At 42.8% G+C, this 16,199-nt stretch carries 13 protein-coding genes; 3 read left to right on the top strand and 10 right to left on the bottom strand.

Annotated features, from left to right (window positions below):
* Position 1: 1 nt before the first annotated feature.
* Complete coding sequence (locus tag AB4407_RS11450) at positions 2-898, bottom strand: LysR family transcriptional regulator ArgP (protein WP_372120635.1); 897 nt, start codon at positions 896-898, stop codon at positions 2-4.
* A gap of 142 nt (positions 899-1,040) precedes the next feature.
* Here AB4407_RS11450 and AB4407_RS11445 point away from each other — a divergent pair, with 142 nt between their 5' ends.
* Complete coding sequence (locus AB4407_RS11445) at positions 1,041-1,670, top strand: LysE/ArgO family amino acid transporter (protein ID WP_372120634.1); 630 nt, start codon at positions 1,041-1,043, stop codon at positions 1,668-1,670.
* Positions 1,671-1,787: 117 nt separating this feature from the next.
* Here AB4407_RS11445 and mscS read toward each other — a convergent pair whose 3' ends face one another.
* The 8 genes from mscS to AB4407_RS11405 form a co-directional block, all read right to left on the bottom strand.
* Complete coding sequence (gene mscS / locus AB4407_RS11440; protein WP_372120633.1) at positions 1,788-2,654, bottom strand: small-conductance mechanosensitive channel MscS; 867 nt, start codon at positions 2,652-2,654, stop codon at positions 1,788-1,790.
* A 374-nt stretch (positions 2,655-3,028) separates the two neighbouring features.
* A complete protein-coding gene (gene fbaA / locus AB4407_RS11435) occupies positions 3,029-4,105 on the bottom strand; it encodes a class II fructose-bisphosphate aldolase (RefSeq protein WP_372120632.1) in 1,077 nt (358 codons plus the stop codon).
* A 155-nt stretch (positions 4,106-4,260) separates the two neighbouring features.
* Positions 4,261-5,424, bottom strand: a complete 1,164-nt coding sequence (locus tag AB4407_RS11430; RefSeq protein ID WP_372120631.1) for a phosphoglycerate kinase — start codon at positions 5,422-5,424, stop codon at positions 4,261-4,263.
* 166 nt (positions 5,425-5,590) lie between these two features.
* Positions 5,591-6,640, bottom strand: a complete 1,050-nt coding sequence (epd, locus tag AB4407_RS11425) for an erythrose-4-phosphate dehydrogenase (RefSeq protein WP_372120667.1) — start codon at positions 6,638-6,640, stop codon at positions 5,591-5,593.
* Between the two features lie 206 nt (positions 6,641-6,846).
* Positions 6,847-8,370: a PTS transporter subunit EIIC gene (locus AB4407_RS11420; RefSeq protein WP_029222971.1), complete on the bottom strand. Its 1,524-nt coding sequence runs from the start codon at positions 8,368-8,370 to the stop codon at positions 6,847-6,849.
* Positions 8,371-8,548: 178 nt separating this feature from the next.
* Positions 8,549-9,793, bottom strand: a complete 1,245-nt coding sequence (locus AB4407_RS11415) for an ABC transporter substrate-binding protein (protein ID WP_372120630.1) — start codon at positions 9,791-9,793, stop codon at positions 8,549-8,551.
* Complete coding sequence (locus AB4407_RS11410) at positions 9,790-11,223, bottom strand: ATP-binding protein (protein WP_372120629.1); 1,434 nt, start codon at positions 11,221-11,223, stop codon at positions 9,790-9,792. Before AB4407_RS11410 ends, AB4407_RS11415 begins: the two co-directional genes overlap by 4 nt.
* Positions 11,220-11,930 carry a response regulator gene (locus AB4407_RS11405; RefSeq protein ID WP_372120628.1) on the bottom strand — a complete coding sequence of 237 codons (711 nt, stop codon included), beginning with the start codon at positions 11,928-11,930 and terminating at the stop codon, positions 11,220-11,222. The genes AB4407_RS11410 and AB4407_RS11405 overlap by 4 nt, the downstream gene beginning before the upstream one ends.
* A gap of 335 nt (positions 11,931-12,265) precedes the next feature.
* Here AB4407_RS11405 and AB4407_RS11400 point away from each other — a divergent pair, with 335 nt between their 5' ends.
* A complete protein-coding gene (locus AB4407_RS11400; protein WP_372120627.1) occupies positions 12,266-12,502 on the top strand; it encodes a hypothetical protein in 237 nt (78 codons plus the stop codon).
* Between the two features lie 88 nt (positions 12,503-12,590).
* On the opposite strand, the gene tkt is transcribed toward AB4407_RS11400, so the two are convergent.
* Positions 12,591-14,585, bottom strand: a complete 1,995-nt coding sequence (gene tkt / locus AB4407_RS11395) for a transketolase (RefSeq protein WP_372120626.1) — start codon at positions 14,583-14,585, stop codon at positions 12,591-12,593.
* A 377-nt stretch (positions 14,586-14,962) separates the two neighbouring features.
* On the opposite strand from tkt, the gene metK reads away from it, so the two are divergent.
* Positions 14,963-16,114: a methionine adenosyltransferase gene (gene metK, locus AB4407_RS11390; RefSeq protein ID WP_009847676.1), complete on the top strand. Its 1,152-nt coding sequence runs from the start codon at positions 14,963-14,965 to the stop codon at positions 16,112-16,114.
* The last annotated feature ends 85 nt before the right edge of the window (positions 16,115-16,199 follow it).

Below are 16,199 nucleotides of genomic sequence, written 5' to 3'. Positions count from 1 at the left end.
CTTACTGAGGTAAATGATTGTGAGCAAAACTTAATATCGCCTGGGATACCTCTTTTAGCACCCCACTCTCAAGCTGCCAATGGTGCCAATAGATGCGATAAGACAGCAGAAAGCCAGGGGTAATATCAATCAAAGCACCAGACTCTAGTTCCTCGATAATCTGCAATCGAGGAATCAAGCAATAGGCAACACCCGATAATGCCAAGCGCACAAATGCTTCTGAACTGCCGACCGTATGATTGATCACACTGTCTCTCGGTACGTTAAAATGGTCATGCAGAAACTTCTTATGCAGATCATCGTATTGATCATAAGAAACCGCAGGCGCTTTGCTTAAGGTGGCGTAGTTTACGCCGTCTGAAAAGTAACGCTGATGAAAATCAGGGCTCGCCACACACACATAATCCATCCTACCGAGGTAGTCTGCACTGCACCCAGGAATCGCTTGAGGTTCCAAACTGATGGCACCGGCAACCTCACCGCTTTTTATTTTTTCAATGGTTCTCGCCTCACCATGAATTGCGAGGTTCAACTCGACTTGACGAGACTTCATCACATCCGACAGTGCAGGTAACAACCATGTCGCCAAACTATCAGCGTTGGTGGCTATGGATATCGATAGTGGTTGAGTACCTTCTTCATTCATTAACTCAGGCACAAGCTCGTGCTCTAACAAGCGAACACGACGATACAAACCCAATAACTTTTTACCAGCTGGAGTTGGCCTAGGCGGGTTTTCTCTCACCAAAGCAGGCTGAGCTAACCATTTTTCCAGCTGTTTGATACGTTGAGACACCGCTGATTGGGAAATGTATAACTGCTCTGCGGCCCTCTCAAAGCTACGTTGTTTCACCACAGCATCCAGTGCTTCTATCCATTTATAATCCAATCCACGCATCAATTTGCTTCCTTTTTAAGCTAACCCAACAGCACATTAGCAACTCTAATAATGGATTAAAATCATTAATTATACTTATTTAAAAGGTCAGAGTATCTTCGCCATATAGCACGTAAATATCGTTAATTAAGTGGAGGTTAAAATGAATTTTTGGGTTTTATTACAAGGTTTTGGTCTAGGGGCAAGCATGATTATCCCTATTGGCGCTCAGAATGCGTACGTCCTAAATCAGGGGATAAAGCGCAACCACCATTTAACCACAGCGACAATTTGTAGCCTGCTCGACACTCTGTTTATCTCATTGGGTATCTTTGGTGGCGGAGCAATTCTGTCGCAAAATGAATTGCTACTTACCTCTGTGACATTGGGCGGTATCGCTTTTCTAACGGTATATGGTTTGCTATCACTGCGCAGTGCATTCAAAACGCGCACCAGTGATGAATCAAAAAGTGAGGTGTTGGCTCGTGGCAAGCGCACCGTTATTTTGGGTGCATTAGCTGTAACAGTATTAAACCCACACCTCTATTTGGATACCGTGGTGATTCTAGGATCCATTGGCGGGCAGTTTGAAGGCAACGACAGAATTGCGTTTGCGATGGGGACTATCTTAGCTTCATTCGTGTGGTTTTATTCCTTATCATTAGGCGCAGCAAAGCTAGGTCCAACGCTATCGAAACCTAAAGTTAAGAAAGGCATCGATATCGCAGTAGCAGCCATGATGTTCGCTATTGCACTTGTGCTCGCCAATGGACTCATTGAGCAATACGGGTAAACCTATTCTTCTTCTTTAGTCATCAAACAAACTTTACTCATCCAACAAAAAAGGCGAATAACCTAAGTTATCCGCCTTTCCTTATAGAAGCTAATAGCTATAAAAACTAACTAGAAATTAAGCTTCAACTTTATTCATGTGTACATCCATTTGCGGGAATGGGATTTCGATACCTTCGTTGTCCAAGCCTTCTTTGATAGCTTGCATAAGGTCGAAATAAACATTCCAGTAGTCAGCAGTGCTAACCCATGGACGAACAACAAAATTAACTGAAGAATCAGCTAGCGTGTGAACACCTACTTGAACACCTGGATCTTTCAATACGCGCTCATCAGATTCACAGATCTTAGTCAGTAGCGCTTTTGTCTTCTGAAGATCAGCGTTGTAAGAAACACCAATCATTAGGTCAATACGGCGCGTCGCATGACGAGAATAGTTAGTGATTGGGCTACCGATAACGCTTCCGTTAGGTACTACAACCATTTTGTTGTCTGGTGTTGTTAAAACAGTTTGGAAGATCTGAATTGAATCAACTGAACCCGCTACACCACCAATTTCCACGTAGTCACCAGACTTGAATGGACGGAATGCAACGATAAGTACACCCGCTGCAAAGTTAGATAGTGAGCCTTGCAGCGCAAGACCAACGGCTAAACCAGCCGCACCAATAACAGCGACCACAGATGCAGTTTGAACGCCTAAACGACCAAGTGCAGCGATAAGAACAATAACAAACAATAAGTAACGAACTAAACCGTGGATAAACTCCACAACAGCTCGATCCATCTTCTTCTTCTGAAGAACCTTAGATACGCTATTCGCGACTGCTTTAACAATCAAGTTACCAATAAATAGAATTATCAGTGCAGAGATAATGTTTACACCGTATTGGATAAATAGATCTGAATTATTTGTTAACCACTGCTCGGCCTGAGATAAACCATCCACAATTGGAGTCTCAAGCGCTGTCGAACCATCAGCCATAATGTGCATCCTCTATATAATATGCTATGAGCTAAACTGTCTTAAGCCAAACTTACTTTTACAATAAACAGTTTAACTCCTGTTAAGTCACTGTGTTAAAAGTAAATTAAAGCCAAGTCCTTTTTTTTAAACTGAACCAGGTCCAGTTTTTCGGCACGATATCCTATCTTTGACATATTGCAAAGTCATATTTATGTAAGCTTTTGAATTAATAAAACTTACCAATAGACGCAAATACCGATAACTAAAAGACTACGAAATTTATTCATCGTAGGCTAGGTTTTTCACATATTTAATACAAGTTTTTATCAGACATAAAAAAACCCGCTCAATGAGCGGGTTTTTAAAACTTAAAGAGTACTTAATTCAAAGAATTATAGTACGTCTACAGCGTTAAGGTCAGCAAATGCTTTCTCAAGACGAGTAACCATTGAAGCTTGACCAGCACGTAGCCATACGCGTGGATCGTAGAACTTCTTGTTTGGTTGGTCTGCACCTTTAGGGTTACCAATTTGACCTTGTAGGTAATCGAAGTTGTCAGCAGAGTACTGACGGATACCATCCCAAGTTGCCCACTGTGTATCTGTATCGATGTTCATTTTGATAACACCGTAGCCGATAGACTCTTGGATTTCTGCTTCAGAAGAACCAGAACCACCGTGGAATACGAAGTTTAGAGCGTTAGGTGCGATACCGAACTTCTCTGCACAGTATGCTTGAGAATCACGTAGGATTGTTGGAGTAAGTACAACGTTACCAGCTTGGTAAACACCGTGTACGTTACCGAAAGAAGCAGCGATAGTGAAACGTGGGCTAACAGCCATTAGTTTCTCGTATGCGTATGCTACGTCTTCTGGAGAAGTGTAAAGCTCAGATGCATCCATATCAGAGTTATCAACGCCGTCTTCTTCACCACCAGTACAACCAAGTTCAATCTCGATTGTCATGTTCATTTTAGCCATGCGCTCTAGGTACTTAGCACATGTTTCGATGTTCTCTTCTAGAGACTCTTCAGAAAGGTCTAGCATGTGAGAAGAGAATAGTGGCTTACCAGTTTGTGCGAAGAACTCTTCACCAGCGTCTAGTAGACCGTCGATCCATGGTAGAAGTTTCTTAGCAGCGTGGTCAGTGTGTAGGATAACTGGAACACCGTAAGCTTCAGCTACAGCGTGTACATATTTAGCACCAGCTACAGCACCAAGGATTTGTGGACCTTGACCTTCAAGTTTAACGCCTTTACCTGCGAAGAATGCAGCGCCGCCGTTAGAGAACTGAACAACTACCGGAGATTTAACTTTAGCTGCTGCTTCTAGTACTGCGTTTACAGAGTCAGTACCAACAACGTTTACAGCAGGAAGAGCAAATTTGTTTTCTTTTGCTACTTCAAATACTTTCTGTACGTCATCGCCAGAAATCACACCAGGTTTTACAAAATCGAAGATCTTAGACATGGAAATAGTCCTATTTATTCTATCGTTTTAAGATTAAAAAACTTAAGTTTAAAAACTTGCAATCGTTTGCTCACAACTGATGCCATTCTAGCAAAAAAGTGTGATATGCAGCAAACGTTAAAAGGCGAGATTCGCATCTCGCCTTTCTAAATCAATTATGCTTTAGCACGCTCTTCAAGCATTGCTACTGCAGGAAGTACTTTTCCTTCAACGAATTCAAGGAAAGCGCCGCCGCCAGTAGAGATGTAAGAAACGTCAGCTTTGATACCGAACTTGTCGATAGCTGCTAGCGTGTCACCACCACCTGCTACAGAGAAACCTGCAGACTCAGCGATTGCTTTAGAAATACCAGCTGTACCTGCTTCGAAGTTCTTGAATTCGAATACGCCTACAGGACCGTTCCAAAGGATAGTTTTTGCATTGCCGATGATTTCAGCAAGAGCAGCAGTTGAATCTGGACCAAGGTCGAAGATCATGTCGTCATCTTGCACTTCAGAAACGTGCTTGATTTCAGCTTCTGCGTTTTCATCGAATGCTTTAGCACATGCAACATCAGTTGCTACTGGAATAGCACACTCTTTCATTAGCTTCTGAGCTGTTTCAACTAGGTCCGCTTCGTATAGAGACTTACCTACATTGTGACCTTCAGCTGCAATAAATGTATTCGCGATACCACCACCAACAACAAGTTGGTCAGCGATTTTAGAAAGAGATTCTAGAACTGTTAGCTTAGTAGAAACTTTAGAACCACCAACGATAGCAACTAGTGGACGCTCTGGGTTGTCCATAGCTTTACCTAGCGCTTCAAGTTCAGCAGCTAGAAGAGGACCAGCACATGCTACAGGAGCGTGAGTACCAACACCGTGAGTAGATGCTTGTGCACGGTGAGCCGTACCGAATGCATCCATTACGAAGATGTCACATAGCGCAGCGTACTGCTTAGATAGTGCTTCTTCGTTCTTCTTCTCGCCTTTGTTGAAACGTACATTTTCTAGTACAACAAGTTCACCAGCGTTTAGCTCAAGACCATCTAGGTAATCTTTTGCTAGTTTAACGTCGCAATCTAGTGCGTCGTTTAGGTAGTTAACTACAGGAGCTAGAGAGAACTCTTCGTTGTACTCGCCTTCAGTAGGGCGACCAAGGTGAGAAGTAACCATAACTTTTGCGCCAGCTTCTAGGCAAAGTTTGATAGTTGGTAGAGATGCAAGGATACGTGCATCTGAAGTTACTTTACCGTCTTTTACTGGTACGTTTAGGTCAGCACGGATGAATACGCGTTTACCTGCAAGTTCCAGGTCAGTCATCTTGATCACAGACATGATTTGTCCTCTCAAATTTAAATAAAAATAAAGTTTTGGAAACTCAGCAACCCTGCTAAGCCTATAAATTATTCAACTGGTAATGCTTTAACTACTCATAATATGTGGACACTTAGTATTTATTTCAAGCCAAAAAATAAATAATCCACACATTTGCTTCTAGGTCTTACTTCTTGCCTTCTGAAGCTTGCATTGCAAGAACCGTATCCAGCATTCGGTTCGCAAAGCCCCATTCATTGTCGCACCACACTAGCATTTTTACTAAGGTGCCATTGCTCACTCGAGTTTGTGAACCATCAACGATTGCGCTATGGGGATCGTGATTAAAGTCGATGGAAACGAGCGGCGCTTCAGTATAGTCAACTATATTGTGTAATGTACACTGGGAAGCATTAACAATGGTTTGATTTACGTCATTAACTTTCACATTTGTATTAATTGTGACACTTAAATCCATCGCAGTGACGTTTACCGTCGGCACACGCACAGATATCGCTTCGAACTTGTTAGAAAATTTCGGGAAGATTCTTTCAATACCTTTATGCAATTTGGTGTCGACAGGAATGATAGATTGGCTTGCCGCTCGAGTACGACGCAAGTCGCTATGGTATGCATCAATAACTTGCTGATCATTCATTGAAGAGTGAATCGTTGTGATGGTACCGGACTCGATGCCAAAGGCATCATCAAGTACTTTAATGATAGGGACAATACAGTTAGTGGTGCATGAACCATTGGAAACGATTTGGTGGTCAGCTTGGATGGTATCGTGATTCACACCATAGATAATGGTGTTATCAAGGTCGTTAGCACCAGGGTGTGAAAACAGTACCTTTTTAGCTCCAGCAGCGATGTGCGCTAGGCCATCATCTCGGCAACCGTAAACACCGGTACAATCGAGAACAATATCGACTTCAAGATCACGCCAAGGCAACAGTTCAATATCAGCCAGGTGTAAGATACGAATGGTATCAAACTCGCCTTTATCTTCAGCACCAATGCCATGATGAACATAAATGTGCTCTTGATCATTAGAGATTTTCTTGCCGAAGCGGCCGTGACTGGTGTCATACTGCAATAGGTGAGCCATAGCGTCAGGCTGAGCAAGCTCATTGACCGCTACTACTTTGATTTGTTGGCTTTTGCCACTTTCATAGACAGCGCGCAATACATTACGCCCTATTCGTCCAAATCCGTTTATCGCGACTTTTAGCATAGTTCCGTACATCTAACCAAAATTTCGTGCAACAGATGATAACTGAATCCTACTCAAAGCGCATTAGTTGAATACTAAAGCTGTCATAACTTCAAAACTTTAAATATAAATAGACGCCACCAACCATAACGTTGATAGCGTTACTATTTATGTATAAGAGACAACAAGCTTGTTGCCATCAGCTTTATCGGAAGTAGCCCGTACTTTTAACTTGGGTTAGTTGATAGTGCACTTGGTGACTCACCAGTTCTTTCACTCATAAGATCAGCCACAAATTGAGCTCTTGAGCCCAAAATAATTTGCAGGCCACTTGAACCTACTTTTATGACCCCCATAGCACCTAGGTCTTTGATTCCTTGTTCATTCACAAGAGCCTGATCTTTAATCTGTAAACGCAATCTCGTAATACATGCTCCTATCGAAGTAATGTTAGCGGCACCACCAATCAAGATTGTGATTTCACTAGCTAAATCTTCATTGTCCAAAGTGATCGCCTTACTTTGAGTATCCTCACGTCCTACTGTTTTCAAATTGAACTTTCGAATAGCAAAACGGAAAACCGTGTAATAAATAGCGGCCATGGTTAGCCCCCAAAGAATCACATTGATCCAGTTAGTTTTGAACCCATCCATCGCGGGAAGAACACCAAAAGACACGAAATCAATAATGCCGGCTGAGAAGGTTTTACCAATATGAACATCCAACGCATAAGTCACCGCGTAAGACACCCCTGCCATGATTGCAGAAAAAACATAAAGTAAAGGTGCGACAAAGATAAAAGCAAATTCAACGGGTTCTGTTATACCTGTAACAAACGAAGTAAGAGCAGCAGAGCCTAAAATACCTGCTGCAATTTTTTTATTTTTATCATTCGCTTCATGATACATAGCTAAACATGCAGCAGGGAAAGCAAACATGTAGATAGCAAAATTACCCGATAGGAATTTTCCTGCTTCTTGGTATTCACTGGTTGAGAACGTTTTTACTCCATCTTCAAGCATTTTAAACCAAATGGTATGATCGCCATTTACAATGGTCCCCGCGGCAGTTGTGTACTCACCGAAAGAAAACCAATAAGGGCTATAAAAAATATGATGGAGACCAACTGGAATTAAAGCGCGCTCCATAAATCCGTAGATGAAAGTTGATACGTACATGTTTCCGCCATTCGCCATATGCGATAGCGCGTCAATACCTGATTGAATATATGACCAAATATGGGGTAAAACTAAACCAATTAGGAATGCAGAAAACGCAGTCACAATCGGTACAAAGCGTTTACCGGCAAAGAAACCAAGGAAATCAGGCAGCTTAGTATCATAGAAACGTTGATACATAACGGCTGCGAGGATACCTGCAATGAGTCCGCCAAAGACACCTGTTTGCAATGAAGGAATACCCATCACCATTGCATAACGGCCACCTCCCATCGCCATCTCAGGTGTAATGCCGAGCGCCACCCCCATTGTCGCATTCATCACGACCATGGCGACAATCGCGGCTAAAGCGGCAATCCCTGACTCCTTAGTCAAACCAACCGCGGCTCCTACCGCAAACAGTAAGGCTAAGTTATCAAATATAACGCCACCAGCACGCATCATTAAGGGAATGTCGAGCTTAGCACCGAAGGCAAGTAATAACCCCGCTGCGGGTAATATAGATATGGGCAACATCAATGCTTTACCAATTAAGGAAAGCTTAGATAAGCCGCTTTTAAAACTATCTAGCATAATAAAGTCCTTTAATATCGTTAGAATACCAATGAACTTTATCAAGCTAATTGAATCTCAAGGTTACAAATAGCAAGTAGTTTGTAACTCGTTTTTTACAATAGACCTAGGCTGGAAAATGTCGAAGGTACATAGTAATTTCTAGCTAGACATTTAAAGTCAAAAGAAGAACAAGAAGCTAACGAAACACCTCATTATTAATAGCATGTAGGTGTCCAATAAGTGTTTCCGCTGAAATGGAAGAGTCCATAAAGTAGCGATATAACTCGTTGGATACCGCATTCTGAAGAACAGGGTTAACAGCCATTGAATCGGTCAAGCTTGGCATAGCTGTACCTTCAGAACTCGCATGAATGTAATCTTGATAAGATTGCTGTTGGCATCGTGATAATTCATTCACAGGTATATTTGCTTGAGCAGGTATGGAACCTTTCTTTTTACTGAAGTCTAAAAGAAATTGGAGAGAAGATAACGAGGTCATTACCGATACCATATTATGATCTTCACCCGTTACTTTTGTAAAAAATGCCAAGCTATCAACATTGTAGATAAAACCTTTTTCCGTAGAAGGGAACGCTCGACATTCTATGTAATCTGGAATTTCACCTTCTGCACTAATAAACATCTCTCCCAGAGCCCAATCGCCTGTAAATTGAAAGGCAAACTCCCCTTCAAGCAAAGATTTTGTCCCCTGATCCCAACTAATACTCGGTAAATCACTACCGACAATATTAGCCAGAGAGCGAAAGCGCTTAAGCGCCTCAAGTGTTTTGTCGCTATTTAATGCGTCAGGGTCTAAATCCACAAATGCCTGTCGATAATAATTTGCCCCACCTACTCCGAATGCAATATTTTCAAAAACTTGCACAATTTGCCAAGAGTCTTCTCCCAAAGCCAAAGGATTAACCCCCTTACTTTTCAGCGTAGTTAATGCTAAAAGTAACGAGTCCCACGTCTGAGGTGATGAAAGTTGATGCTGATTTAGTACCTTTTTATTTATCCACATCCAATTTAATCGATGGATATTCAAAGGTATGGCGACAAAGTTCCCGTCATATTGGTGAATGGCTTTAATATCAGGATACAGCGACTGATCCCACCTCTGCGATTCTGCGACTTCATTGACATCATTTAAAAAACCTAACGCCGCCCATGACTGAATAGCCGGACCTTCCATAAGAGCAATATCAGGGGAATACCCGGCAATAGCTCTGGCTTGAAGAATCGCTTTGGCAGGTGCACCACCACCGCCACTGATTGGTTCACTTTTTAATGTATAAGGCAGAGATTCAAATTGCTTCTCGATGACCGACCACGCTTTTTCTTCTCCAGCAGCCGTCCACCAATGCAGCATTTCAACAGAGGGGGAAGAAAACGCGGGGTTCGTCGATAACAAAAGACTTAACAGTAACCATTTTTTCATAGGGCATTCACCAAAATAATGTCCACCTCAAGCCCACCTTCTGGTGAATTAGATAACTGAACGTCCCCACCGTGTGCCCTTGCGATACTACGAGCAATTGCTAGTCCCAAACCTGAACCTTCAATGCCTGTATCATTGTCTCTAAAGTAAGGTTCAAAGACTTTTTCTAACATATCTTCTTTGATTCCTTTTCCTGCATCACGCAGCACGATTTGAATAGAATCAGAGTGAGAAAACATACTGATGTCGACCGTATTTCCATATTTAACGCCATTATCAACTAAGTTGAATAAACAACGTTTGATTGCTAGTGGCTTGCCATAAAGCTCAATCCTTGGCAGATCTATCAAGCTTACGCATACTCCATTTTTGTTATGAACAGCCGCGCATTGTTCAAGGATATCGTTAATATCAATCCACTCTAACTCTTCGTGGATGTCATTCTCTCGCATATATTGCAAAGCCCCGTTCAACATCATATCGACTTCGTTCAATAGCTTTTCAAACCTTAACTTTGTTTGCTCATCATCCATCATTTCAGTTCGTAACTTTAAACAGGCTAATGGTGTTTTAATATCATGGGATATCGCATTAAAAAACATATCTCTATCCCGCAAATACGATTTGATTCGACGGTTCATTTTGTTGAAAGCATGAATAGCCGCTCTGGTTTCAGAGCTGCCTTCCTCTTTGATTTCTTCAATCTGCATTTGCGACCCCATAAGAGTGGCAGAGCGTGCTAAAGAACGAAAAGGACGAATTTCCTTCTGTAAGACAACATAAGAAACACCCATAAGCATGAAGGTAACAATAAGGAGAAATATGACTTGTCTGCTATCAATGAAATTATCGGTCAGACTATCAAAAGACAGCGGTAGAACGGTGGCTAAATAAAGCCATTCATTATCTGAAAACTCCACCTGAATAACAGCAATTGGGAGATCCAGTTTTCCTAATACTAAACTGTAGTCTTTCCACAATGCAGGAAGTTCATGAAGCTTTATACCAGAGTTAAACACCCGTAAATCTTCTCGCTTAGTCAAAGTGACATGCACTTTGCGGGAGTCTCTAAGTTGCTGATTCAGAAGTTCAGACGCTTGTACTTCCATCTGAGGAACCAATGAGTAATCAGATAAAGAAGTGATAGGAAGTTTATGGTTATTTATGGATATGAAAAACCTTGTTCCTCCTATATTTCGTAGCTGTTCCAACACCAAGTGACGGTAATTAATGGGTAAGCCAGAGAAGTAATTAATAGTATCTGCTGCAGCTGATGATATAGCTGTCATGGCGTGGCTAGCTGACTCTTTTTTTGATGCTGATGTTGCCGTAAACCATACCGCACCTGCCAGTATTTCAGCCATGAGAATAACCATGAACGTAGACAGGGTGATACGCGCAACCATTGACTGGTGTATGTTTTTTTTCAAAATTTAATACGATTGATATGTGAATCGATCACTAACATATAGCCGCGATGCCTTACCGTCATAATCGTGTTACGGTCATCGTCTCTTAATTGCTTCCTTAACCGGCTAATTTGTACATCAATGCCTCTTTCTAGTGGTTCCGCATCCCTCCCCCAAAGAGCTTGAGCAATATCATTTCGGCTTAATAATTGGTTGGGGGAATCCAACATGAGCGTAAGCAAGTTATAGTCAGCACTAGAAAGAGATACCACCTCTCCATCTTCATGTTTCAGTTGTCGTTTAAGAGTGTCAAAAGTCCAATCCATGAATTTCAGAGTCCGTTCACCTTGGCTATGGCTAAACGTGGAACGCCGCAATAAAGCTTTGATTCTGGCTAATAGCTCACGTGGGTTAAATGACTTAGTAATATAGTCATCAGCGCCAATTTCTAATCCTGCTATTCGATCAGCATCGTCGGTTACTGCGGTGAGCATAATAATGGGAACTTGAGATTGAAGACGTAGTTTCTGGCACAAGGTCAAACCATCATCTCCGGGTAGCATGATGTCTAAAATAATGAGATCTGGAGTGACAGTTTCAAGCTTATTCCACATCTCATTGCCTTCAAGAGCTGTGATAACCGTAAAGCTTGAACGTTCCAGATATTCACTAAGAGCATCAAGAATGTCCTGACTATCATCGACCACCAAGATTACTTTGTTTGTCATGCTAGACCTTTCATATGAAAACAACGCGCCAACATTCTCTTACTTCGTTATATCTTTCAAGAATATTAATAACGAAATGCGCTCAAACTCCGCAATGTAAGCTGTTCGTTACAAATGACTCTATGCACAGTTAACTCTATTGCTAAATACCTAAACAAGTACTGAGTGCAGGAGTAGGTAACATTTCCTCACTAAATCAATTAAGCGACATACCTCGACAAAATGAATTTATAAATCTAGCGAATGTAATAGCTATTATGCAATGATATCTAAATGAGTCTGACCTAATTCTACGGCTGTTTCTAACCTAGTTTTCTCAACCAAAGGAAAAGGTTATGTCTGGATTTCCAGCGACTCATTTTTGTAAAACGTGCAATAAAGAAACGCCACATAGTGAAATTCTTGTTCGCCAAACAAGCAGCTATGATACCGACAAAACTTTGTTAGGAAGAATAAAGCTGTTTGCTAATTCAATTATCAATGGTGGTCATTACTACAACATGGATCGTTATGTGAAATGTAAAGTATGTGGCACTCAAGAAGTGGATAACTGGGGAAATGAATTCGAATAAGTTCATTTGTATCAGCATTAGGTTCAATATTGCACGCATAAAAAAACGGAGCCACTTGGCTCCGTTTTCTCTTATTTATAAGCGGACTTTACGCTAATAGTTCTTTCGCTGTGTTTACTACGTTTTCAGTAGTGAAACCGAACATTTTGAATAGCTCACCTGCTGGTGCAGATTCGCCGAACGTTGTCATACCGATGATCTTGCCACCGAAGCCAACGTATTTGTACCAGAAGTCAGCGATGCCAGCTTCTACTGCGATACGCGCTGTAACATCAGATGGAAGTACAGACTCACGGTATTCAGCGTCTTGCTTGTCGAACGCGTCAGTTGCAGGCATAGATACTACGCGTACTGCTTTACCTTCAGCGGTTAGTTGTGCAGCAGCTTCAACTGCAAGCTCAACTTCAGAACCTGTAGCGATGATGATTAGCTCTGGCTTACCAGCACAATCTTTCAGGATGTAACCACCCTTGGCGATGTTAGCTACTTGCTCAGCGCCACGGTCTTGCTGTGCAAGGTTCTGACGAGAGAAGATAAGTGCAGAAGGACCATCTTTGCGTTCGATTGCCAGTTTCCAAGCAACAGCAGACTCAACTTGGTCACATGGGCGCCATGTGCTCATGTTTGGAGTTAGACGTAGAGAAGCGATCTGCTCAACCGGTTGGTGAGTAGGCCCATCTTCGCCAAGACCGATAGAGTCATGCGTGTAAACTTGAATGTTCTGAACTTTCATCAGAGCAGCCATACGCATTGCGTTACGTGCGTATTCCATGAACATTAGGAACGTTGCGCCGTATGGTACGAAACCACCGTGCAGAGCAATACCGTTCATGATAGCCGTCATACCGAATTCACGTACACCGTAGTGGATGTAGTTACCTGAGAAGTTGTTCGCTTCAAGCGACTTAGAACCAGACCACATAGTCAGGTTAGAAGGCGCAAGGTCAGCAGAGCCGCCCATGAATTCAGGTAGCATAGCACCAAACGCTTCTAGTGCGTTTTGAGATGCTTTACGTGATGCGATGTTTGCTGGGTTAGCTTGAAGATCAGCAATGATTGCGTTTGCTTTCTCTTCCCACTCAGCTGGAAGATCGCCGTTAGTACGACGTTTGAATTCAGCTGCCAGCTCAGGGTGAGCCGCTGCGTATGCGTCAAACTTAGCACTCCACGCTGCTTCTTTCGCTGCGCCTGCTTCTTTCGCATTCCACTCAGCTGCGATATCAGCTGGAATTTCGAAAGGACCGTGTTCCCAACCCAGTGCCGCTTTAGTTGCTGTGATTTCATCAGCGCCTAGTGGAGCACCGTGACAGTCGTGCGTACCCGCTTTGTTTGGAGAACCAAAACCGATAATAGTCTTAGTACAGATAAGTGTTGGACGAGGATCCGCTTTAGCCGCTTCAATCGCTGCATTGATAGCGTCAGCATCGTGACCATCTACCGCTGGGATTACGTGCCAGCCGTATGCTTCAAAACGCTTAGGTGTATCGTCAGAGAACCAACCTTCAACTTCACCATCGATAGAAATGCCGTTGTCATCCCAGAAAGCAATCAGCTTACCAAGACCTAGAGTACCCGCTAGCGAACATGCTTCGTGAGAAATACCTTCCATCAGACAACCATCACCCATGAACGCATAAGTGAAGTGATCGACGATGTCGTGGCCTTCTTTGTTGAACTGTGCAGCCAGTGCTTTCTCAGCCATTGCCATACCAACAGCGTTAGTGATGCCTTGACCTAGAGGGCCCGTCGTTGTCTCGATACCAGGAGCGTAACCGTACTCTGGGTGACCTGGAGTCTTAGAGTGCAGTTGACGGAAGTTTTTAAGGTCTTCAATTGAAAGCTCGTAACCTGCAAGATGAAGTAGAGAATAAATCAACATTGAACCATGGCCGTTAGACAGGATAAAACGGTCGCGGTCAGCCCACTCTGGGTTTGCTGGGTTGTGGTTCAAGTGGCCACGCCAAAGAACTTCAGCGATGTCAGCCATACCCATAGGTGCGCCTGGGTGGCCTGAATTTGCTTGTTGAACACCGTCCATGCTAAGTGCGCGGATTGCATTGGCTAGATCTTTACGAGAAGGCATGTCTGCTCCTGGATACATAAGCGATTTAAAAAAGAGATAGATGCTAAAGTTAACATTTTTATTAGCGCGGGTATTCTCTCAAACGACTATAGCGACTGCAAACGTTTTACTGGCACTTTAACGGTCATTTCCCGCAATTTTCGATCATTTCCACCACTTAACAATGCCTTCCTCCTACCAGCACGCAAACGTTTAGTTATGACATATCATAAAAAAGAGCTTGTAATTCGACCATTGGAATTTAAAATAGCCGTCTAGATGTAGAAACACCTACAAAATATACTGTATTGAATGGCGGCGCTTCCTTGATTGCGACGGCATAAATTATTTGCATTTAACTATTTGCAACTAAAAACTAAACTAAAAGTGGAGCTCTCATGGCTAAGCACCTATTCACTTCTGAATCTGTATCAGAAGGCCATCCAGATAAAATTGCAGACCAAATCTCAGATGCTGTTCTTGATGCCATCATTGAACAAGATCCAAAAGCACGCGTTGCTTGTGAGACTTACGTAAAAACCGGCATGGTTATGGTTGGTGGTGAAGTAACTACGTCAGCATGGGTTGATATCGAAGAAATCACTCGTGAAACCGTACGTGAAATTGGTTACGTTCATTCTGATATGGGCTTTGACGCTGACTCTTGTGCAGTACTAAACACAATCGGTAAGCAGTCTCCAGACATCAACCAAGGTGTTGATAAAGCCGATCCTAAAGATCAAGGCGCAGGTGACCAAGGTATCATGTTTGGTTACGCGACTAATGAAACACCAATCCTAATGCCAGCCCCAATTACGTACTCTCACTTGCTTGTTAAGAAGCAAGCTGAAGTTCGTAAGAGCGGCAAGCTTGACTTCCTTCGCCCAGATGCGAAATCTCAAGTTACGTTCCAATACGACCAAGGTAAGATCGTTGGTATCGACGCAGTCGTTCTTTCAACTCAACACTGTGATTCAGTAACAACACCTGACCTACGTGAAGCGGTAATGGAAGAGATCATCAAGCCAGTACTTCCTGCTGAGTGGATCAACAAAGACACTAACTTCTTCATCAACCCAACAGGCCGTTTCGTAATCGGTGGCCCAATGGGTGACTGTGGTCTAACAGGTCGTAAGATCATCGTTGATACCTACGGCGGCGCAGCTCGTCACGGTGGCGGTGCATTCTCTGGTAAAGATCCATCAAAAGTTGACCGTTCTGCAGCTTACGCAGCGCGTTACGTTGCGAAAAACATCGTTGCTGCTGGTATGGCTGACCGTTGTGAGATTCAACTGTCTTACGCTATCGGCGTTGCAGATCCAACATCTATCATGGTTGAAACGTTTGGTACTGAAAAAGTAGCTCACGAGATCATCATTGAAGCTGTTCGTCAAAACTTCGACCTACGTCCATACGGTCTTCAAGAGATGCTGAACCTTCTTCAACCTATCTACAAGCAGACTGCTGCATACGGCCACTTCGGTCGCGAAGAGTTCCCTTGGGAAGCAACTGACAAAGCCGCTATCCTTGCGGACTTCGCAGGCCTGTAAGCATTACGCAACACGCTTAGCTGAAACGTAATTTTAAAAGCCTCTGTTCTCAGAGGCTTTTTTCTTTCTATTCTTCTATTCTTCT

The organism is Vibrio sp. 10N.261.46.E11 (assembly GCF_041472735.1).
In the GTDB taxonomy this organism is placed as follows: Bacteria; Pseudomonadota; Gammaproteobacteria; order Enterobacterales; family Vibrionaceae; genus Vibrio.
This window is presented reverse-complemented; position numbering and strand designations above follow the sequence as displayed.